This is a genomic window from Bradyrhizobium sp. URHC0002, from assembly GCF_054059515.1.
The window spans coordinates 6,291,694-6,310,482 of record NZ_JBSSCF010000001.1 but is presented as its reverse complement, the minus strand read 5'-3'; the positions used below and the strand labels follow the sequence as shown (position 1 = coordinate 6,310,482).

Below are 18,789 nucleotides of genomic sequence, written 5' to 3'. Positions count from 1 at the left end.
GCGCCTTTAGGCCTGCAGCCTGACTTCGCTCATGACCTCGGCATCGACGGGAAGTGAGAAGTGCTCGACGCGGTTGGCGCGCGTGGTGTTGAGCAACAGCCGCGTGACGTCGGGTCGCGAATAATGCCCGGCCGGGTCGGCGGCGTTCTTCGCCACCCCGATCATGCCGAGATCGATATCGGCGTACAAAATGCCTTCCTGGTCGGGCGGCAGTTTTTCGGCCAGCGAACTGCCGTCCGGTCCGTAAATCACGGCGTGGCCGCCGCCGGCATGCAGGAAGGCGTGTTTTTCGGGGGAGTCGCAGAGTTCGTCGATCATCGCCTGCGAGACGACGGCGCAGGGACCGAGGAAGAAACAGGAGCCTTCGACCGCATAGACCTTGCTGGCGGCGTTGTTGACCTCATGGCCAAGCGCATGCGCGAACGGATCGTACAGCGAAAAGCTCGGCCAGGCGCCGACATGCACCTGCTCGTTCTGGGCGTACATCGCGTATTTCGATAGCGGCTGCAGGTGCTCCCAACAGCACATCGCGCCGAGCCGTCCAACGTCGGCGCGATCGTGCACCGCGAGATCGCTGCCGTCGCCTTCGCCGAACACGGTGCGTTCGGCATGGGTCGGGCGCAGTTTCCGGCGCTTGGCGATGGTCTCGCCGTCGGGGCCGATCAGCCATTGCGCGATATAAAGGCTGCCGCCGTCGCGTTCGGACAGTCCGAGCACTGCGGTCAATTTGGCGCGCTTCACGGCTTGGCGGATCTTCTCGGCTTGCGGGCTGTTGAACGCGAGCGAATTATCAAAATAGCGCTGCACAAAGCCGCGGCCGATCGCCCAGGCCGGCGCGCCAAGCCAGATCTGCCACGGATATCCGGGAATGAAGGTCTCGGGGAACGCGATCAGCTTGGCGCCTTGCGCGGAAGCTTCCTCGATCAGTGCGATGGTCTTGTCGACGGTTGCATCGAGATCGAGAAAGACCGGCGCCGCCTGAACCACCGCCACCTTGTATTTCTGATGAACCAGACCCATCGCACCATTCCTTTCGCGTTGGCGACCGACACTCGCTCGGTCGCCAGCCTACGGCCATGACAACGCGCGCCGCTTGTCTGCAGCGGAACGAAAACTTGTCTTAACGCGCAGATCGTCGCCGGATGGCTGGTGGCGTGGCAGGAAGGAGAGCGCCGGAGGAAGGCGCTATTGGCGCAGCTGCTCGCGCCATTCGCGCGGTGAGACACCGAACCGCTGCTTGAAGATGCGGCTGAAATGGGCGAGGTCGTTAAAGCCCCACGCGAAGGCGATCTCGCCGATGTGCCGGGCCAGGTGCGCGGGGTCGCCAAGGTCGCGCTTGCAGCGTTCCAGCCGCTGCGTCTGGACGTAGCCGCGGAACGAGGTCTGTTCGGCGGCCATCAGATCGCTGGCGTAACGCGGCGAGATTCCCGTCGCCGCCGCGGCGCGCGGCAGCGATAGTTCGGGATCGGCGAGATGCGTCAGGATATGATTCTTGAGGCGATAGAGCAGCGCCGAGCGGTGGACCGACTGATCCGGCAGGCGCGCGTGCAGCCTGTCGGCAAGCGTCATCGCGAGCAGGTCGAGCGTCTGGTCGAGCAGGCGGCTTGCGGCCGCGGGATCGACCTGCTCGATCGTCCTGCTCACATTGCGCGCGAAATCATAGGTCAGTCGTTCCAGCGGACGATCGCCGGCGAACGTGGTCGCGGTCAAACCATCGAACGAGCCGACGCGCTGTTGCAGCAGCTTGCGCGGCATCTGGAAGATGGTTTGCGAAAAGCTGTCGTTGAAGCGCAGCTCGTAGGGGCGGGTGGTGTCGTAAATGACGAATTGTCCCGCGGAGACGATCGCCTCACGGCCGTCCTGGAAGACGCCGTTCACGCCGTGGTTGCCCAGCGCCATCAGCACGAAATCTTCGCTGGCGCGGGCTATTCGCGACGGCGTGCGAAATACCCGTTGCGCGGTGGAATCGACCTGCGTGAACGCCACCGGTCCGATTCTGGATTGCGACACCGCGCCCCAGAAGGCGCCGCGCATGTCCGATTTGCAGTCCAGGCCAACGAAAGTGTCGCAGACGATGTCCTGCCACACCGCCAGCCGACGTTCCGGAAGGCACGAACTCGTGTCGAGCACGACAGCCACGACGGACCTCCACGAACCATCCGAGCGTTCTTTGGACCTTGGCTCGTTCAGAAATAAGCAATCCCCATGCCCAGTCTGCGCCGGGCGGCCAGCGTTAACAATTGGTTAATGAATATGCCGGTAAGCCGCTGCAATTACTGCCATTATTTAGGGCAATATACCGGGAATTCGGGCTTGAATTTCATGCTGCGACGCACAATATTGGTGGTCTAGGGATTCGACGCCTCCTCGAGGGCTTCTCTCAGAGGAGTTTTAAGATATGTACCTCACCCACATTGCGGCCGCGCTCGCCAACTCCAGCGTGCGCACGCTGAGCCAGCAGGAAGAATTGCCGCTGTTGCGCGATCACCTGCTGCGGCTCGACCGCACCAGCCGCCATGACCGCTTCCATGGCTTCATGGACGACAGCTTCATCGAGCGATACGCCGAGAAATGCGCCAATGACGGCACGGTCATTATCGCCTTCTTCGAAAACGGCGTGGTTCGGGGCGCAGCGGAGCTGCATACGCCGGACCAGTCACCGGACTCGCTGCCCGAGATCGCGTTCAGCGTCGAAGCATCCGTGCGGCGGCGGGGCGTCGGCAGCATCCTGTTCCGCAAGCTGATCGCGGAAGCGCGCGCCAAGGGCTACAAGAGCCTGCGGATCACCACCGGTGCGCAGAACGAGGCGATGCGGGCGCTCGCCAACAAGTTCGGCGCGCAGCTCGTGTTCCGCCACGGCGAATCCACCGGCACCATCGACCTGACGAAACAGGATCAGACGGAGCTCGCGACCACCTGGGCGGATAACACGCTGAATGCCGCGCGCACGGTCGCGAATATGAACCGTGCCTATTGGCGGATGCTGATTCGGATGTCTGGCTGGAGCCGCGCCGCCTGAGCAGCGCGTTTAATCCGGGCAATTCGCTGGCTTTTGATCCAGCGAATTGCCCAAAACCTTCAGAGCCCGGTTCTGATGAATCAGAACCGGGCTCTGGTCTTTTGTTTTGACGTGTTTCTTTACGCGAACCGGTATCCGCTTCGCGCAAAAACGCTACGGGCTTCAGGTACCGGTCCGCTTGTCGTTACCGAATCGCCTGATGACGCGGCGCTCGACCACGACGGCGCGCTGGGCGCCTTGTTCGCCCGCAATGATGCGGGTGGCCGATCGCGCTACCGCGCGGCCGGTCTTTTTCACTTCAGTCAGCACTTCCTCGTAGGGCAGGCCCATCAGCGCAGCGGCGATTTCCGCCTGCTGCTGCTGGTCGTCGGTAATCCCGACCGCGGCGAAGATTGCCTCCTCCAGCGTCGGCGGATCCCGCCGGACGCGCCGTGTGCCGTATTTCGTGTTCCAGTCTTCGCTCATGGGGCCTCGCAATATGATTGCAGAGATACCTAGGTGCCCTCATGTTGCATTGCAATATGAATTTGGCATGGCAATCCAGCCATGCATCTACAATTTCTCCAGTCTGGTAGCTTCATACAGTTCGATGGTGGTGGCCTGGTCCGCGAGCGATTGCAGCGCGCGGACGAAATCGCGCGAATCGGGGACCGCAAAATGGGCCAATAGGGCGGCGCGATCGGCCCATTGCTCGAAAAACACCAGCCGCAGCGGATTTTCGCAATCGACATGGACGGCGTGGGAAATGCAGCCGGGCTCGGTCCGCGAGCGACGGACGTGCTCGAGACTAAGCTTCCTTACCTCGTCAAAACTGTTCGCGCGCGCGGTCACGCTGCCGGTCACCACGATCATGTTGTCCTCCCGTTTTTGTCGCAGCTCTCATGCCGCCGAATCGCCGGCGGCGGTCAGATCCAGCGGCTGCTGCGGCCAGCGTTTCAACGCGGCATGTCCGGCATCGGTCAGCACATAGATGCCGCGCTCGGCGCGGTCGAACCAGCCGTAGACATTATGCAGCAGGATCTTGCCGGCGTCGGGAATATCAGCCCGCAAATCCTTCACACGTCGCGGCCCACCTGACAGCGCCGAGGCGCAGGCCAGCGCCTGCTGGCGATAGGCCGTCATGATCGGCGCGCGCGTCGAGCCGCCCATCGCCGGATCGCCCTTGCGCTTCTGATGCTCGGCGACCAGCCGCGACCGCTTTTTGGGATTGCGGCGAGGGGCTGCCGTCGCAGGCTGCACGATCACCTCGACGTCGCCCGTGTTGGTGACCGCCAGCATGCCGAAACCGAGCCGGCGGCAGAGATTGCGATAGCGCGCGTCGCTCTCGCGGCCCTTGCCGCGGGCCGATAATTTGGCCGCGAGCCAGACCTCGTCGGCGGCGGCGGCGCGATCGACCGCCTGCAGGATCAGTTCCAGGTTGAAGGAAAGCTTCAGCTCGCCGATCACCACGATCGGCGGATCGCCGCCGCTCAGCGCCACCAGATCGCAGCCCCCGACCTCGCCCTTGACGGTAAAGCCGAGCTTTTCGAGGAAGCGTTTGACGGGAAGATAAAGCGCGGTTTCCAAAATTCGCTCCGGCGGCCGGTATGGCTGCGACTCAATGCCCGAACTCTAGCCGAATTCCGGCAAAGCGTTTGATTGGGCGCCAACGCAGCGGCTATTCTGGGCTAAGGGACAAGGCCATGCGGCAATTGCGGGAACCTGCGAATCGAGTGTTCGCGGGCAAATTGGCATTTGCCGAATTCGAAGCGAGCAGGGCGTGTTGCAAGGACTGTATAAGTTCCGTTTCACCACCGAGCGCGGGACGGGCTGCGGCGTGATGTTCGCCACCGCGGGCGGCAGGCTGTATGGCGGCGATTCCGGCTCTTCCTTTGTCGGCAGCTTCACCGAGGCCGACGGCGTCGTCTCGTGCGAAGTCACGATGTCGCGCCATTATCACGATGCCAAATATGTTCCGATGTTTGAAGTCGAAAATGCGGTGATGAACTTTACGGGCGCGCCCCGCGGCGAGGAAATTCATTTTGAGGGCGGCAGCGCGGCCTTACCCGGCGTCCATTTCACGACCATTCTCAGCCCCATCGATGATGCCGATGCGCCGCCGCCCGGTGCAGTCGGCCCCGACGGGATCGGCAACGGACTCTATTCCATCCACATCCGCATGCTCGACGGTATCGATGCCGGCAACAGCGGTGTGATGATGCTGCGTGACGGCCTGATCAGGGGCGGCGATGCGTTCTTCGATTATGTCGGAGCGTATTCGGCTTCGAACGGCCGATGGAAGGGGGAGATCGTCAACCGCGAACATACGCCCAGCCGCGGCGAGCGGCCGGTGTTCGGTGGTCATGAGGTCGGCATCGGCTTTTCCGGAACCTATGACGACAAAGGCGCGGAAGGCGAAGCCACCGCGCTTGCCGGCAAGCGCAGCATCCGCTTCAAGGCGGTGCTGCGAAAGCTGGTGGAGGTCGAGGGTTAAACCCTCCCGCTCACCGGCAGCAGCGCGCCGGTGACGGCGCTTGCCGCGTCGCTGGCGAGGAACAGGATCACGTCGGCCAATTCCTTCGGCGTCACCCATTTGGTGAAATCGGCTTTGGGCATGCTGGCGCGGTTGGCCGCGGTGTCGATGGTCGACGGCAGTACGGCGTTGACCGTGATCTTGCCTTTGAGTTCGGCGGCCAGGGCCTCGGTGAGGCGATGCACGGCGGCCTTCGATGCGGCGTAAGCGCCCATGCCATTGCCGGCCTGTAGCGCGCCCATCGCCCCGATATTGACGATGCGGCCGGCACCCGACGAGACGAGATGCGGGATCGCCGCGCGCGAGGCGTTCAGCGCGGTCATGACGTTGAGCGCGTACATCCGTTGCCAGGTCCTGGGATCGCCGTCCGCCACCGTCTCGAAGGCGAAGCCGCCGGCGATGTTGATCAGCGCATCGAGCTTGCCCGAAATGCGCCGCCGCGGCATCGATTGCTTTTCTGGCATGGGCCGCATCGGTCAGATCGACGCCGCCGAGTTCGAACAGATCTGCCGTGGCCGGGGCTTGCGTCGGCGCATGATCGACGCTTGCAATCCGGGCTCGGCGCGCCAGCGCTTCGTCCACGACCACCCGACCGAGCGCACCCAGCGCGCCCGTTACGACAACGACTTTTCCATCCATGAAGGGCCTCCGCCTGCCGGGTAACGGGAGCTCAGCCTATCAGGAGTTTCGCGGGCAATGCGGTGAATTTCTGCATGGAACGATCTGTCTGACGCGCCCAAATTGCCGCGGGGCCCGTCCGCGCGGCTACGTAGGACTACGGGATGGGGCGGAATCGATAAAATTTGCCGGAGTTCTGTAAGCCGTTTTCAGAATCCGTTCGGTACAACCGGCTACCAACAAAAGGCGCAGGGGGATTTGTCATGGGTTTGCCGGATCATGGTTTACCGCTTGTTCAGCTTAAGGAGCAGCGGCGCGACCTGGTCGTAGCGCTGCAAAATCGCAGCGGTCCGGTCTCGAGCTGGGAATTGATGCAGATCGCTGCGATCCAGCAGGCGATCTCGGCGTTCGAGGATGTCATCGCCGATCTCGATGCCGAAATGGAAATGGAAGCCGCGGCCTGAGCCGATAGCGCTGACGTTCCGCGCCGCCCAAGGCTTGTTTTTTGGGTGCTTTACTCGCGCGTAGCGGGTAGGATCGCGGTATGCACCGCGCTTGGGCATTCCCGTTCGTTCTCATCGCACTCTATGTGCAGCAAGCCGCTGCCGTGCATGCGCAGGTCTGCGTTGCCGATCAACAAGGCGGCCTCGTGTGCGGCGAGGGGAAGGCCGCGATGCGTGTCGTTGCCGACACCACCTCGCCTTCGAAGACTTATGCATTCGCCTGGCGCGGCGATCAGGGCCTGCCGTCAGGCCGCGATCAGCCGCCATCCGGCGTCGAAAATCTCCTGATCCGCATCAGTGACGGTGCCGTGCTGGCCAAGCTCGGCGGCGAGTATTGGGCGACCGGAGAAATGCGCGCCAACCGCCACGATCTGCTGGCGGCCTGGTCGCCGGACAGCCAAGCCGTCATCGAGGTCTCGAACAGCCGCTGGAACAGCGATTCCTTCGCCTATTATCGAATTTACGGTGAAACGGCGACCAAGCTCGATCTGCGTGCGCTGGTTGAGCCTGCCATGATGGCCCGGCTGCCGCCGCGAAATCGCCAGGGCAATTCCTTTCGCGTGCGTGAGGATCTGCCGGTGACGCTCGATGCGCGCGGCCGCGTGCGCTTTACCGCGATGCTCTATGTGCCCAAGGGCGAAACCAGCAACGACTACAAGGTCCACGTCAATGTAAGGACGACGGGCGGCAAGCCGTCCGCGCAGGTCGTGTCGCTGCGGCGGGTGAAGTCGAAATAGGTCAGCGCTGTAAATCAGTCTTCCAGATAGCGCGCTTCGAGATGGGCGCGTTCGGCTTTGCCGAGACCTAGGCCATCGCGAAGATAGCTTTCGAGATCGCCATAATCCGCCTCGATGGCCTCGAAGGCGGCGGCGAGGAACGATGCCTGCACCGAGCCGAGCACTTGCCTGATCTCGTCGGGCAGATCGGTGCTGTGATTGGGATCCCTGCGGTAGAAGCGGTTGGTCAGGAGATAGTCTTCCGAGATGATCTGCTCGGAAACGCCGAGCGTATGCAGGATCAGCGCGCACGCGAAACCGGTGCGGTCCTTTCCGGCGGTGCAATGGATCACCAGCGGCGCGCGATCCTCCAGCAGATGCGCAAACAGCGTGCGGAAATGCTGCGTGTTGTTCTGCACATAGCCGCTGTAGGAGCCGCGCATCACCTCGACGGCGTGCTCCGTCGACAGCGGCGTGCCGGCGGCCGCGATGGCGCGCAGCGCGGCTACGACGGTGGGTTCGACCGGCAGCGAATGAACTGATATTTCAGGCATGCCGCATAGCGCGGCGGCGCGCTCCTCGGTGCCGCGAAAGTCGAACGCGCTGCGGACGCCGAGCTCCCGCAGGATGGTGACATCGTCGTCGGTGAGATGGCCGAGATGGTTGGAGCGGAAGATCTGCCGCCAGCGCACGGTCCGGCCGTCGTTCGTCGGATAGCCGCCGAGATCGCGGAAATTGCTGGCGCCGGCGAGGTCGAGATGGCGGGCGGGGGGAGCTGACATTGGCTGGTTCGGACGATCTTGAGTGGCGGAGGGGCGGGAAGGGCATGTCGCCCGCTCCCGTCTCGTCTATACTGGAGTCTGCAGGGGGCGAAATATGAATTGTCTTGGGAACACGATTTTTGGCGCGGCGCTATGCGCCGTGGCTGTTGCAGCCGCACCGTCGGCCGCGTTGGCACAGTCGACTTTCCGGAACTATCGCTGTGCCGACGGGGCGCAATTCATCGTCGGGTTTTTCCAGTACGATTCCCGCGCCCATCTGCAGCTCGACGGCAAGGCGCTGACTCTGCCCAAGCGCGTGGCGCTGTCGGGCTCGCGTTATCAGGCGAAGGGCGTGACGCTGAGGATCACCAAGGCCGGGGTCGCAACGCTCAAGCATGCCAAGCGGCCAGTCACCACATGCGAGCAGACATGAAAAAGGGCCGAAACGGCGTTGTTTCGACCCTTTTTTAGTTCACCGTCCGCGCCTCACTGATCGGGCGCGTCCCTGCAAAACACCTCCCGGACATCAGTGGTCTCGCCCGCTCTTGTCGTCCTCGATGGCGGCGGCGTGGTACCAGCTGTCGCTGCAAGCTGCGAGGTTGGCCGGCGGGGCGGCAAACTCGGTCTTGGTCTCGCCGTAGCGACGTCCCCCGAGAGCCGCACGGCCCCCGGCAGGGAATTGGTAGATCTTGGCGGATCCCTGATTCAAACCCGTATTCATCATCTCCAGTTTCTCCTTTTGTCGAAGCGCCAGCCTTCATGGTGCGCCCGACTCGTTCTCTAGTGGTTACATAAGTCGATATTGTCGGTGCTCCGAGCGAGGGCAAGGTGATCAAGAGAGCGCCACTTGCTGTCTAAATCGTAGGCATTCTTGGCATTGCTACCTGCAAGGCAGCGGGCGGATGACCAACGCGTGAGCCGGCGGGGTGGTTGCGTGGATAGGTCGGCATCCCCCACGGATGCCTCGAAGGGGTGGCGCAGCTTTAATCGCGGAGCGGTCTGGAAGCGGAATTGCCGTGGAAATGGGCTGGATTCGGACAGCAAACCTGCCGCTGCGCCGCCCGATTTGTGGGCCTGCCGCGCTTCTATGTCGCAGCTTTTATTTTGGACTGTAGCCAAGTAGCCCTGTGGATAGCCTCTACCGCAGTGCAGCGATTGGCACGTTACGTGCTTAGTAAGGTGTGGCCTGACGTGGCCGGGTACACGTATGCGGAAACTTCCAGGGGGCTGGGCGTCAAAATCCAGATTTCAAGGCTTCGGTTTTCCGCATTCCACTAGCAACTCAAGAGAGGCTCAATGACCAAGTACAAGCTCGAGTATATTTGGCTCGACGGCTATACGCCGACGCCGAGTCTGCGCGGCAAAACGCAGATCAAGGAATTCGACAAGTTTCCGACGCTGGAACAGCTTCCGCTGTGGGGTTTTGACGGCTCGTCGACCATGCAGGCCGAAGGCCACAGCTCCGATTGCGTGCTGAAGCCGGTCGCTGTCTATCCGGACGCCGCGCGGGAAAACGGCGCGCTCGTCATGTGCGAAGTCATGATGCCCGACGGCAAGACCCCGCACGCCTCGAACAAGCGCGCGACCATCCTCGACGATGAAGGCGCCTGGTTCGGCTTCGAGCAGGAATACTTCTTCTACAAGGACGGCCGTCCGCTCGGCTTCCCGTCGGATGGCTATCCTGCGCCGCAGGGCCCGTACTACACCGGCGTTGGCTACTCGAACGTCGGTAGCGTTGCGCGCAAGATCGTCGAAGAGCACCTCAACCTCTGCCTCGCCGCCGGCATCAACCACGAAGGCATCAACGCCGAAGTGGCGAAAGGCCAGTGGGAATTCCAGATTTTCGGGAAGGGCTCCAAGAAGGCCGCGGACGAAATGTGGATGGCGCGCTACCTGATGCTGCGTCTCACCGAATCTTACGGCATCGACATCGAGTTCCACTGCAAGCCGCTCGGCGATACCGACTGGAACGGCTCCGGTATGCACGCCAACTTCTCGACCAAGTTCATGCGCGAAGTCGGCGGCAAGGAGTACTTCGAGAAGCTGATGGCGGCCTTTGACAAGAATCTCATGGACCACATTGCCGTCTACGGGCCGGATAACGACAAGCGCCTGACCGGCAAGCACGAGACCGCCCCCTGGAACAAGTTCTCCTACGGCATTGCCGACCGCGGCGCCTCGATCCGCGTTCCGCACTCCTTCGCCAACAACGGATACAAGGGCTATCTGGAAGACCGCCGTCCGAACTCGCAGGGCGACCCATACCAGATCGCGTCCCAGATCCTGAAGACCATTGCGGAAGTCCCGACCGGCGCCAAGGCGGCTGCGGCCTGAGGACCTGCGATTTGACCCGGGCGCGCCCGGGCTGCAAAGCTGATCCGCCAAGGCGAAACCGCCTTGGCGGATCATTGCGTTTTGATGACACGGCGCATCCTGATGACACGACGTCTTGATGAGTTTGATTCAATTCCGCGGGTTCAAGGCCGTTTCCCTGCGTTGTGAACCGCGCTAGACAACGGCCGTGGCGCTTGCCGGGGACACGGCATTGTTTGAGGGATTTTACAAAGTCAGGTTTCAGCTTGGCGCTGCGGTCGGCCGCAGCGTGATGTATGCGCGCGACGGCAGGATGCTGGGCGGCAATTCGGCCTTTGCCCATATCGGCACCTACGAAAAACGGGACGATGGCGTCGACATCGTGATCCAGACCGTCCGTCATAACCCCGACCCGAACTACCGCGCGATGGCCGGCACCGACGATGCCACGCTGCTGGCGAAGGGCAGCGCGGACGGAGACCTCTACCGTTTTGAAGGCGGCTTGAAGGAATTGCCCGGCGTGGCGTTCCACTCGCTGATGACGCCGATCGAGCAGGACGCCGGACCGATCGCCGGTGGCGTCGGCGAGGGGGGCGTCGTCAACGGCCTCTATTCCATTCACATCCGCATGCTTGACGGTGTCGAGGGCGGCCTGACCGGCGTCATGCTGCTCAATGATGGCCGCATCCTGGGCGGCGACGCCTCGTTCTATTATCTCGGCACCTACACCTCGGAGAAGGGCCGCTGGAAGGGCCAGATCCTGAATCAGGAGCACACGCCGGCCATGGGGGAGAACCCCATCTTCGGCGGCCACGAAGTCGGCATCGGCTTTTCCGGCACCTGCGACACGGAGGGCGCGCTGCTGGAGGCAACCGCGCTCGCCGGCAAGCGGAGCCTTCGCATGACCGCAGTGCTGAAGCTGATGCACCGGGTGTAGCAGACAATGAGCGACGCCATTCGCGTGCTCTCGACGCTTGCGTTGAAGGGCGCCGTCCACGGCCTGGCCGGCCAGTATCAGGCGGCCTGCGGCGCCCGTATCGACGCCGATTTCGCTCCGACATTGGCGCTGCTGGAGCGGTTGCGGGCCGGTGAGGCCGCCGACGTCGTCATCCTGACCCGTGAGGGGCTGGACGAGGTCGCCCGCGAGGGGCGGGTGGCGACGGAAAGTTGCGTGGATCTCGCGCGATCCTTTGTCGGTATCGCCGTGAAAGCCGGCGCGGCTCGGCCGGATATCTCAACCGAGGTGGCGCTGCGCGCAGCATTGCTCGGCGCGCGCTCGGTGGCCTATTCGCGGCTCGGCGCCAGCGGCATTCTGTTTGCAAAACTGATCGAACGGCTCGGCATTGCCTCCGACGTCAATGCAAGGGCGCAGATCATCCCGCAAGGCTTCACCGCTGAGAAGCTCGTGACCGGCGAAGCCGATCTCGCGGTCCAGCAGATCAGCGAGTTGAAGCAGGTCGGCGGCATCGACGTGGTTGGGCCAATTCCATACGAACTGCAAACACCCGCGGTGTTTTCCGCGGGACGCATCACGGCATCGCGCCGTGCCGCCCAGGCGGACCGGCTGTTGCGGTTTCTCGCCTCGAGCGAGGTCGCGCCTGTGCTTCGCGAGAGCGGGCTTGAGAAGTAGGCTTTGCGGGAAAGGCGGGCTCATCGCCCCTTGCTTGAATTAAACCACGAGTTGTACAGTGTCGCGGTTTATTCACGAAAGGGGAATTACATGGCAAAGAAATCGAAAGCCGATGCCGGAAAGACTCCATTCCATGCCGTTGTCGAAAAGATTCAGCGCGGCACCATTACCGACAAGGAAATTTCAGATTATTTCGTTGCGCAGCCCAATCCGCAAAAGCCGTTTGACTTCACGGTCGGTCTGAATCGCGCAGCTGTCGACTTTCAGGGCGTCGAAAAGTCGAGCAAGCTTGCCGACGCGCTGGCACAGGATGCCACGATCGGTCGCGACCGGCAGATGCGCGCGGCGGCCCCGCCCAAGGGGTTTCAGCGCAAGGCTCCCATCGTTGCCGAGGGCGATTCATGGTTTCGACTGCCCCATCTGATCATGCCGCCGACGCTGGTCGATCTGTTGCAGCAAACCTACGGCTATCCGATCACCAACATGGCGCATTGGGGCGATACCCTTGCCGATATGATTCTGGCCGGGCAATTCTGGCCTCCGCTCGTATCGGGGGAGGCTGACACCTTTCTGTTTTCGGGTGGCGGCAACGACGTGCTTGGCGGCGAGAGCGGAATCGCGCGATTCCTGAGACTGTTCGATGTCGATCACACCAAGCCTTCCGATGCGGCGTACTACATCAAGCCTGAATTCTACGACAACCTGAAGCTGATCCTGCAGAACTACGAATCGCTGATCCAGCGCGTCCACGTGCGCGCGCCGGACGTGATCATGCTCGGGCACGGTTATGATTACGTCATTCCGCGCGTCGACGGGCCATGGATTGGAAACGGCATGATGTTTGTCGGGCTCGATCCAACTTTTCACGCCAACCTCTGCCAGGCTATCGTGCGGATCATGATCGATGCTTTCAATGGCGCCTTGGCAGCGTTCGAGACGACTTATTCCAACTACCGTTATGTCGATCTCCGCGGCGCGATCGGCAAGAACCAATGGCGAGACGAGCTGCATCCGACGGCGGCCGGCGCTGCGAAGACAGCGGCACGATTTGATAGTGCTTTGCGCAAGCTGCCGAAGTCCGACACGTTTGCATCGCCGTTGATCGCTTCGCGCGCGATGTTCAGGCGAGCGGCATGACACCGACAGCGGCGGGCATCTCGCGCGCCCGCCACTGATTTTCAATCCCTGATCAGGACGACGCCGGCGATCAGAAGCGCCGCGCCTGCCAGCCGCGCAGCGCCGATGGGGTGCGGCGTCAGCCCAAACGCGCCGAAATGATCCAGCGTGACCGCGGCGAGCACCTGACCGGCAATCACCAGCGCAAACAGCGTCGCCGCCCCGAGCGAGGGCAGCAGCAGGATCGCCAGCAGGATGAAGGCGGCACCGAACACGCCGCCGGACCACGCATACCACGGCACACCGGCCGCGGTTTTCCACGATGGCACCTGCTCGCCGAGCGCGATCACCGCAACGATCATGGTGATGAGGCCGCCGGCATAGCTGATCAGTCCCGCCCAGGCCGGCGACGCAAGCGCCGTGCGCAGGCTGCCATTGAGCACCTGTTGGGTGGCGACGCTGACACCGGCGCCGAGTGCGAGGAGATAAAGGAGGAAATGCTGCACCGAAGCCCCCATTGATTCCGTGCCGGCAGAGTGATCCGGCATCGCAAGGCCTGAAGACAACGCGAATAGCCGGACCGGAACAAGAGGGCACGCAGCGCAATTGTTGCGGACGGGGGGCTCGCCAACAAGCGGTGCATTTCCATGATCCGAAAACTGCAATCGGGCGAATACCGGCTCTATTCCCGCAAAATCAACCCGAAAACGGGCAAGCGCCGCAACCTTGGAACCTTCAAATCCCGCGCGGCGGCGGAAAAGCACGAGCGCGCCGTGCAGTATTTCAAACGACATTGAACGTGCGTGAAAAGGCGGCTGGTTCCGGGCTTCCGGCGGTGCTATGCCCCGGGACAATTCCATAATGCGGGACATCTTCGTTGCTGAACGGGCTCTACAAGGTCGAGTATGGCGTGAACGATGCGTTCGGCCGCAGCATCATGTGCATGCACAATGGCAAGCTGCTGGGCGGAAATTCCGCCTTTGCCCATCTCGGCACCTATCAGGAGAGCGGCGAGGAAATTCTCGGTGAAGTCATCACCCAGCGTCACAATGACGATCCCCACTACAAGCCGCTGATGGACACCGACGTCGCCGCCATCAGCGTGCGAGGCAAGCTGCAAGGCAATAAGATTCGCTTTGAGGGCAGCGCCGCGCCGCGGCCCGGCGCCTTGTTCTGGGCCGAACTGACGCGGCTCGACGACGAGGGGTTGCCGCCGGTCGGTACCGTCGGGCAGGGTGGTGTCGTCAACGGGCTCTATTCCCTCCAGCTTCGCGCGCTCGACGGCGTCAAAGCCGGCCTGTCGGGCGTCATGCTGCTTTTGAACGGCCGCATCCTCGGCGGCGACGCTTTCTTCTATTATCTCGGCGCCTATTCCTCGGCCGACGGCCGGTGGAAGGGCGAGATCCTCAATCAGGAGCACACGCCGGCCAAGGGTGAAAACCCCGTGTTCGGCGGCCACGAGGTCGGCATCGGTTTTGCCGGTACCTGCGACGTGGCGGGTGCTGAACTCGAAGCCATTGCGCTCGCGGGAAAGCGCAGCCTTCGGCTGGCCGCCACTCTGAAGCTGATGCGGCCAGCGTAGCGTTTTCAAGCGAAGTGGACGCCGGTTCGCGTGAAGAAAACGCGTCAAAACGAGAATCTAGGGCGGTATCGCTTCTGATTTAATCAGAAGCGATACCGCCCTAGCCCTGCTTGCGCCGCGAAAAAAACCACGCGGTGATGACGATGGGCGCACCAACGGCGAGCCAGGAAAAATAGCGGCCGGCACCTTCGGAGAGCAGCGCCGTTAATAGCCCTGCGGCCGACAGCACACCGAGCAGGAGTGGGCCGCCATACACGGCGCGCCAGTTGCCGCTGGATCGTGATTTGCGTGCCGCGGTCATTCGGACGGCTGCAACAATGGCTGCCTCGCGATCGCGTGGCTGCGGTGCTTGCGGCGTTTGACGACCCATAGATAGAGCCCGCTGCCGATCACCACGATGGTCATAACGTCCAACAGTGCCCAGATGATCTTCAGCGGCATGCCGCCATAGTCGCCAAAATGCAGCGGCTGCGAAACCAGCAGCGCCTTGAGATAGACGGGAAGGTCGCGCGCATCGGACACTTCCCCGGTTTCGCCGTCCAGCAGCACCGGCTTGAGCAGCCGCGACGTCAGCGGCGTGTGGCCGCGCATGAACACCGCGAAGTGGTGCGAGCTCGTGAACGGCGTGCCTGGAAAGGCAACGAACGAGACATTCATGTCGGGCGCGCTCTTCCGTGCTTTATCGAGCGTTGCGTCAAGCGAGGCGAGGTGCACCGGCGGCGGCTTGCCGGCATAGGGCTTGACCATGTCAGCGAGTTCGTTGGCCTTCCACTGGCTCAGCATCACCTCGGCCAGTGTATTGATGACGCCGGTGGCGCCAACCACCAGCGCCCAGGCGATGGTTATGGCGCCGAGCAGATTGTGCCAGTCGAACCAGGCAATACGGCGCGACTTGTCCCGCAGCGTGCCAAACCTCAGGCGGCGCGTGAACGGCCAGTACAACACGACGCCGGAGATGATCGCGACCAGGAACAGGAACCCCATCGCGCCGAGGAACAGCTTGCCGGGCTGTCCCGCAAACATATCGACGTGAAGCTTCAGGAATATCAGCATCGGGCCGCCGCCGACCGGGCCGAGCGGCTTGGCTGTGTGGGCGTCGTAGGCCCTGAGCGTCGCCGCATCCGGATCGCCATCGACCTTGTTGTTGGTGAAGGCGATCACCGTGTTCGGTTCATCCTTGTCCCACAGGATATACTGCAGGACGCGGCCGGGATCGTGCGTGAGCGCAGTCCGGGCGATCTCGTCGATGCTCCGCTTCACCGCGCCCGGCTGGGCGATTTCGGGCTTCGGATCGTAGCCCAGCAGTTCGTCGATCTCGTGATGGAAGATCAGCGGCAGGCCGGTGACGCACAACAGCAGCAGGAACAGCGTCGATATCAGGCTGCTCCAGGTGTGAACCACCGACCAGATGCGAACGGTTCTCGCTTTCAGCGCGGCCTCCTTCCACTCGACCTTCGGCGCGTTACCATTTGTACGACAGGCTCGCCGTCGTCCGGCGCCGATCGCCGTAGAAGCAAGCGTTCGCCGACGAACAGCTCGCCACGTAGATCGTGTCGGCGATGTTGATGACGTTGAGCGCCGCGCGCCAGTTCTGCCATTCGTAGTGGATGGTGGCGTCTCCCAGCACGACGGAGGGAACGGGCATCGTGTTCGCCTGATCGGCAAAGGACGAGCCGATATAACGCACGCCGCCGCCGAAGCCGAAGCCGGTCAGCGCTCCCTCCTGGAAGGTGTAATCCATCCAGCCCGAAGTCAGTTGTCGCGGCGTGTTGGTCGGGACCTTGCCGATCAGCGCCGGGTTCAGATCCTTGCTGACGAACAGATCGTAGGTGGTGAACGCGCCGACCAATTTGAGCCCGGGGAGTGGATTGGCGACGGCCTCAAATTCGAAGCCGCGCGACGTGACTTCGCCGCTCTGGGACGGCTGCAATACATTGTTCGGATCGGTCGTCAGCGCGTTCTGCCGCTTCAAATCGAACCATGCCACACCAAAGTGACCGTTGAAGCCGTTCGGCTGGAATTTGAACCCGACCTCGGTCTGCTGGCCGGTCTCCGGCAACAGCAACTGACCGGAATTGATGCCGATGACCGGATTGTAGCTCGTTGCGTAGGAGACATAGGGCGCAAGGCCAGAATCGAAATTGTAGATCAGGCCCGCACGTCCGCTGAACTTGCTGTCTTCGCGGCTCTGACCGGCTCCGATGTGATTGTCGTTATTGGTTGCAACCCAGTCGTTGCGGCCGCTCAGCACGAGCGTAAAGCGGTCCAGTTTGATCTGATCCTGAATATAGAGGCCCGCCTGCTTCTGGGTGAGCGTCGTATCCGCAAGTGTAAAGCCGCCGAAGGGCGCGTTGTATCCGTAAACCGGATTCAACAGACTAAGTGAGGGGGCGCCGCCAAAACCCTGCCAGTCGTCAATCTTGTAATGCTTGAGATCGAGGCCGAACAGCGCAGTGTGGCGGAGAATGCCGGTGTTGAAGCGGTATTCGAGCTGACTGTCGAGATTGCCCTGATTGGCAATGCCATGGGTGAGGAAGTAGCCGCGCGACAGAGACGCTGTGGCGGGGTCCGCGTTGACATAGCCGAGACCAAACAGCGTCGACAGGGTGACGTCGACATGGGCGAAGCGGGCGTTCTGCCGAAAGGTCACGTCGTCGGACAGATGGCGCTCGAACTGGTAGCCCAGCATTTCCTGCTCGCGCGTGAACCGATCGACGCCGGGATCGCTGGCGAATAGTTTTGTCGGAATCCGGCCGAACGGCGCAGCGGTGACGGTACCGACATAGGGCAGAAAGTTGAGGCTGCGGGTCTCGTACTTCGAGGCTGACGCCAACACGGTGAAGGTCGTATCGGCGTCGGGCTTCCAGGTCAGCGACGGCGCGATGAAGTAGTTGTTGTCGGGCGTGAAATCGACCTGGGTGCCACCGTTCTGAACTTGCCCGACCAGGCGGTAGAACAGTCTTCCGTTCTCGGGAGAGGTCGCGACCGGGCCGCCGAAATCGAACGACAGATAGGCATTGCCGAAATTGTTCACCCCGGTCTCGAGATAGCGGATCGGCTCCGTCGGAGGCGTTTTGCTGATGGCGTTGACGATGCCGCTCGGGCTGGAGCCGCCATACAGCACGGCGGAGGGACCGCGCAGCACTTCGACACGGGCGAGATTGAACGGCTGCAGCTTCCAGCTTGCGTAAGACGTGTAGAACAGCTGCAGCCCGTCGAGGAACAGGCCGACATCGTCGGATTTGAAGCCGCGGATCAAAAACCAGTCGTTGCGGGTGTCGGCGCCGAAAGTCCCGGCGACAACGCCTGGCGTGTAGCGCAGGATCTCGTCGAACTTGCCGGGTTTCTGGTCGCGAATCTGTTCGCTGCCGATCACCGAAAGCGACTGCGGCGTCTGCATGATCGGCGTGTTGGTCTTGGTGCCCGACATCGAACGGCCGGCGACGTAACCTTGGACCGCGCCGCGCGGATCTTCGACGATGGTGGTTGCCTCGCGTTTCGGTTGGGCCCTTCGTGAAGCGGCCGCGGTTTGCGCTATTGGGCGCCGGCTGCGCCGCGTCGTCGTTGCGGCGGTTCGCTTTTCGGGTGAGGTGACCACGACTGACGGGAGTGATTGCGACGCGGAGCTGGAACTCGACTGCGCGAATGTCGCCTGCGGCCACAACACCAATACGGACGCGGTCGCCGACGCGGCGACCCTCAACAAATCACGAGACTTCAAAGCGTCACCCACCTGCGAGCACTTGTCGCGCTTTCAGGAAACTGGGCAGCGCAACTCCAGTGCGACGCATAACGCGAGGGACGACGATTCCTCTAATGGAAGAGTTCTTAGAGCAGCTCTTAGATCATCTCCAAAAATGAATGCAGAAAATTGCTCCTCGTCGCAACAACACGCGGTAGCTGAGAAGTCGGTACACGGCTGATATTGGTTCCGTGCTGATACGCTCGTCGTCGAAAGCACTCCGCGCCTCCCCATCAGGCTAGTTCCCGATCGCAATCAGAACTCCCACATTGGACCA

General features: G+C 62.3%; 23 protein-coding genes and 1 pseudogene. 12 read left to right on the top strand and 12 right to left on the bottom strand.

Annotated elements, in window-relative coordinates:
- Positions 1-6 precede the first annotated feature (6 nt).
- A complete protein-coding gene (locus ACVWVY_RS30855) occupies positions 7-1,020 on the bottom strand; it encodes a carbon-nitrogen hydrolase family protein (protein WP_456629911.1) in 1,014 nt (337 codons plus the stop codon).
- 165 nt (positions 1,021-1,185) lie between these two features.
- Complete coding sequence (locus ACVWVY_RS30850; protein ID WP_456629910.1) at positions 1,186-2,139, bottom strand: AraC-like ligand-binding domain-containing protein; 954 nt, start codon at positions 2,137-2,139, stop codon at positions 1,186-1,188.
- A 259-nt stretch (positions 2,140-2,398) separates the two neighbouring features.
- Here ACVWVY_RS30850 and ACVWVY_RS30845 point away from each other — a divergent pair, with 259 nt between their 5' ends.
- Complete coding sequence (locus ACVWVY_RS30845; RefSeq protein WP_456629909.1) at positions 2,399-3,019, top strand: N-acetyltransferase family protein; 621 nt, start codon at positions 2,399-2,401, stop codon at positions 3,017-3,019.
- Between the two features lie 162 nt (positions 3,020-3,181).
- Here the strand turns inward: ACVWVY_RS30845 and ACVWVY_RS30840 are convergent, their stop codons facing one another.
- The 3 genes from ACVWVY_RS30840 to ACVWVY_RS30830 all read right to left on the bottom strand — a co-directional run bounded on the left by ACVWVY_RS30840 (position 3,182) and on the right by ACVWVY_RS30830 (position 4,585).
- Complete coding sequence (locus ACVWVY_RS30840) at positions 3,182-3,484, bottom strand: hypothetical protein (RefSeq protein WP_456629908.1); 303 nt, start codon at positions 3,482-3,484, stop codon at positions 3,182-3,184.
- Between the two features lie 87 nt (positions 3,485-3,571).
- On the bottom strand, positions 3,572-3,871 hold the full coding sequence (locus ACVWVY_RS30835; protein WP_456629907.1) for a putative quinol monooxygenase: 300 nt from the start codon (positions 3,869-3,871) through the stop codon (positions 3,572-3,574).
- A 27-nt stretch (positions 3,872-3,898) separates the two neighbouring features.
- Complete coding sequence (locus ACVWVY_RS30830; RefSeq protein WP_456629906.1) at positions 3,899-4,585, bottom strand: DUF2161 domain-containing phosphodiesterase; 687 nt, start codon at positions 4,583-4,585, stop codon at positions 3,899-3,901.
- Positions 4,586-4,778: 193 nt separating this feature from the next.
- Between ACVWVY_RS30830 and ACVWVY_RS30825 the strand changes: the two genes are divergently transcribed.
- Positions 4,779-5,492, top strand: a complete 714-nt coding sequence (locus ACVWVY_RS30825; RefSeq protein ID WP_456629905.1) for a GrlR family regulatory protein — start codon at positions 4,779-4,781, stop codon at positions 5,490-5,492.
- Here the strand turns inward: ACVWVY_RS30825 and fabG are convergent.
- Positions 5,489-6,170, bottom strand: a pseudogene (gene fabG, locus ACVWVY_RS30820) (3-oxoacyl-ACP reductase FabG). The gene ACVWVY_RS30825 and the pseudogene fabG sit on opposite strands and share 4 nt — an antisense overlap.
- Before the next feature lie 242 nt (positions 6,171-6,412).
- Here fabG and ACVWVY_RS30815 point away from each other — a divergent pair.
- A complete protein-coding gene (locus tag ACVWVY_RS30815) occupies positions 6,413-6,613 on the top strand; it encodes a hypothetical protein (RefSeq protein WP_057839937.1) in 201 nt (66 codons plus the stop codon).
- 80 nt (positions 6,614-6,693) lie between these two features.
- Positions 6,694-7,389 (top strand): hypothetical protein, encoded by a 696-nt coding sequence (locus ACVWVY_RS30810; RefSeq protein ID WP_456629904.1) that lies wholly within the window; start codon positions 6,694-6,696, stop codon positions 7,387-7,389.
- A gap of 14 nt (positions 7,390-7,403) precedes the next feature.
- On the opposite strand, the gene ACVWVY_RS30805 is transcribed toward ACVWVY_RS30810, so the two are convergent.
- Positions 7,404-8,150, bottom strand: coding sequence for a tyrosine-protein phosphatase (locus ACVWVY_RS30805; protein ID WP_456629903.1), 747 nt, complete (start codon positions 8,148-8,150; stop codon positions 7,404-7,406).
- 94 nt (positions 8,151-8,244) lie between these two features.
- Here ACVWVY_RS30805 and ACVWVY_RS30800 point away from each other — a divergent pair, with 94 nt between their 5' ends.
- Positions 8,245-8,562 (top strand): MliC family protein, encoded by a 318-nt coding sequence (locus tag ACVWVY_RS30800; protein WP_456629902.1) that lies wholly within the window; start codon positions 8,245-8,247, stop codon positions 8,560-8,562.
- Between the two features lie 93 nt (positions 8,563-8,655).
- On the opposite strand, the gene ACVWVY_RS30795 is transcribed toward ACVWVY_RS30800, so the two are convergent.
- Complete coding sequence (locus ACVWVY_RS30795; protein ID WP_456629901.1) at positions 8,656-8,853, bottom strand: DUF2735 domain-containing protein; 198 nt, start codon at positions 8,851-8,853, stop codon at positions 8,656-8,658.
- A gap of 572 nt (positions 8,854-9,425) precedes the next feature.
- Here ACVWVY_RS30795 and ACVWVY_RS30790 point away from each other — a divergent pair.
- The 4 genes from ACVWVY_RS30790 (at position 9,426) to ACVWVY_RS30775 (ending at position 13,209) form a co-directional block, all read left to right on the top strand.
- Positions 9,426-10,463, top strand: coding sequence for a glutamine synthetase beta-grasp domain-containing protein (locus ACVWVY_RS30790; RefSeq protein ID WP_456629900.1), 1,038 nt, complete (start codon positions 9,426-9,428; stop codon positions 10,461-10,463).
- Positions 10,464-10,674: 211 nt separating this feature from the next.
- Positions 10,675-11,379: a GrlR family regulatory protein gene (locus ACVWVY_RS30785; protein WP_456629899.1), complete on the top strand. Its 705-nt coding sequence runs from the start codon at positions 10,675-10,677 to the stop codon at positions 11,377-11,379.
- Positions 11,380-11,385: 6 nt separating this feature from the next.
- Positions 11,386-12,072: a substrate-binding domain-containing protein gene (locus tag ACVWVY_RS30780; RefSeq protein ID WP_456629898.1), complete on the top strand. Its 687-nt coding sequence runs from the start codon at positions 11,386-11,388 to the stop codon at positions 12,070-12,072.
- Positions 12,073-12,162: 90 nt separating this feature from the next.
- Positions 12,163-13,209, top strand: coding sequence for a GDSL-type esterase/lipase family protein (locus tag ACVWVY_RS30775; RefSeq protein ID WP_456629897.1), 1,047 nt, complete (start codon positions 12,163-12,165; stop codon positions 13,207-13,209).
- Between the two features lie 41 nt (positions 13,210-13,250).
- On the opposite strand, the gene ACVWVY_RS30770 is transcribed toward ACVWVY_RS30775, so the two are convergent.
- On the bottom strand, positions 13,251-13,706 hold the full coding sequence (locus ACVWVY_RS30770; protein WP_456632346.1) for a DMT family transporter: 456 nt from the start codon (positions 13,704-13,706) through the stop codon (positions 13,251-13,253).
- 129 nt (positions 13,707-13,835) lie between these two features.
- Between ACVWVY_RS30770 and ACVWVY_RS30765 the strand changes: the two genes are divergently transcribed.
- Positions 13,836-13,985, top strand: coding sequence for a hypothetical protein (locus tag ACVWVY_RS30765; RefSeq protein WP_141686549.1), 150 nt, complete (start codon positions 13,836-13,838; stop codon positions 13,983-13,985).
- 80 nt (positions 13,986-14,065) lie between these two features.
- Positions 14,066-14,770 carry a GrlR family regulatory protein gene (locus ACVWVY_RS30760; RefSeq protein ID WP_456629896.1) on the top strand — a complete coding sequence of 235 codons (705 nt, stop codon included), beginning with the start codon at positions 14,066-14,068 and terminating at the stop codon, positions 14,768-14,770.
- A 100-nt stretch (positions 14,771-14,870) separates the two neighbouring features.
- Here the strand turns inward: ACVWVY_RS30760 and ACVWVY_RS30755 are convergent, their stop codons facing one another.
- From ACVWVY_RS30755 to ACVWVY_RS30745, 3 genes are all read right to left on the bottom strand, one after another.
- Positions 14,871-15,071, bottom strand: a complete 201-nt coding sequence (locus tag ACVWVY_RS30755) for a hypothetical protein (RefSeq protein ID WP_456629895.1) — start codon at positions 15,069-15,071, stop codon at positions 14,871-14,873.
- The gene (locus ACVWVY_RS30750; RefSeq protein WP_456629894.1) at positions 15,068-16,171 is read right to left on the bottom strand and encodes a PepSY-associated TM helix domain-containing protein; all 1,104 of its coding nucleotides are present in this window, start codon (positions 16,169-16,171) and stop codon (positions 15,068-15,070) included. The genes ACVWVY_RS30755 and ACVWVY_RS30750 overlap by 4 nt, the downstream gene beginning before the upstream one ends.
- 61 nt (positions 16,172-16,232) lie before the next feature.
- On the bottom strand, positions 16,233-18,200 hold the full coding sequence (locus tag ACVWVY_RS30745; protein ID WP_456629893.1) for a TonB-dependent siderophore receptor: 1,968 nt from the start codon (positions 18,198-18,200) through the stop codon (positions 16,233-16,235).
- 49 nt (positions 18,201-18,249) lie between these two features.
- Here ACVWVY_RS30745 and ACVWVY_RS30740 point away from each other — a divergent pair, with 49 nt between their 5' ends.
- The gene (locus ACVWVY_RS30740) at positions 18,250-18,693 is read left to right on the top strand and encodes a hypothetical protein (RefSeq protein WP_456629892.1); all 444 of its coding nucleotides are present in this window, start codon (positions 18,250-18,252) and stop codon (positions 18,691-18,693) included.
- Positions 18,694-18,789 lie beyond the last annotated feature (96 nt).

What these genes read in the sequence shown, in the direction of transcription:
- ACVWVY_RS30855 (WP_456629911.1), bottom strand. Translation starts at nt 1,020, where the DNA reads ATGGGTCTGGTTCATCAGAAATACAAGGTGGCGGTGGTTCAGGCGGCG.
- ACVWVY_RS30845 (WP_456629909.1), top strand. Translation starts at nt 2,399, where the DNA reads ATGTACCTCACCCACATTGCGGCCGCGCTCGCCAACTCCAGCGTGCGC.
- ACVWVY_RS30840 (WP_456629908.1), bottom strand. Translation starts at nt 3,484, where the DNA reads ATGAGCGAAGACTGGAACACGAAATACGGCACACGGCGCGTCCGGCGG.
- ACVWVY_RS30835 (WP_456629907.1), bottom strand. Translation starts at nt 3,871, where the DNA reads ATGATCGTGGTGACCGGCAGCGTGACCGCGCGCGCGAACAGTTTTGAC.
- ACVWVY_RS30815 (WP_057839937.1), top strand. Translation starts at nt 6,413, where the DNA reads ATGGGTTTGCCGGATCATGGTTTACCGCTTGTTCAGCTTAAGGAGCAG.
- ACVWVY_RS30810 (WP_456629904.1), top strand. Translation starts at nt 6,694, where the DNA reads ATGCACCGCGCTTGGGCATTCCCGTTCGTTCTCATCGCACTCTATGTG.
- ACVWVY_RS30805 (WP_456629903.1), bottom strand. Translation starts at nt 8,150, where the DNA reads ATGTCAGCTCCCCCCGCCCGCCATCTCGACCTCGCCGGCGCCAGCAAT.
- ACVWVY_RS30800 (WP_456629902.1), top strand. Translation starts at nt 8,245, where the DNA reads ATGAATTGTCTTGGGAACACGATTTTTGGCGCGGCGCTATGCGCCGTG.
- ACVWVY_RS30795 (WP_456629901.1), bottom strand. Translation starts at nt 8,853, where the DNA reads ATGATGAATACGGGTTTGAATCAGGGATCCGCCAAGATCTACCAATTC.
- ACVWVY_RS30790 (WP_456629900.1), top strand. Translation starts at nt 9,426, where the DNA reads ATGACCAAGTACAAGCTCGAGTATATTTGGCTCGACGGCTATACGCCG.
- ACVWVY_RS30780 (WP_456629898.1), top strand. Translation starts at nt 11,386, where the DNA reads ATGAGCGACGCCATTCGCGTGCTCTCGACGCTTGCGTTGAAGGGCGCC.
- ACVWVY_RS30775 (WP_456629897.1), top strand. Translation starts at nt 12,163, where the DNA reads ATGGCAAAGAAATCGAAAGCCGATGCCGGAAAGACTCCATTCCATGCC.
- ACVWVY_RS30770 (WP_456632346.1), bottom strand. Translation starts at nt 13,706, where the DNA reads ATGGGGGCTTCGGTGCAGCATTTCCTCCTTTATCTCCTCGCACTCGGC.
- ACVWVY_RS30765 (WP_141686549.1), top strand. Translation starts at nt 13,836, where the DNA reads ATGATCCGAAAACTGCAATCGGGCGAATACCGGCTCTATTCCCGCAAA.
- ACVWVY_RS30755 (WP_456629895.1), bottom strand. Translation starts at nt 15,071, where the DNA reads ATGACCGCGGCACGCAAATCACGATCCAGCGGCAACTGGCGCGCCGTG.
- ACVWVY_RS30745 (WP_456629893.1), bottom strand. Translation starts at nt 18,200, where the DNA reads ATGTCGGGCACCAAGACCAACACGCCGATCATGCAGACGCCGCAGTCG.
- ACVWVY_RS30740 (WP_456629892.1), top strand. Translation starts at nt 18,250, where the DNA reads ATGGTGGTTGCCTCGCGTTTCGGTTGGGCCCTTCGTGAAGCGGCCGCG.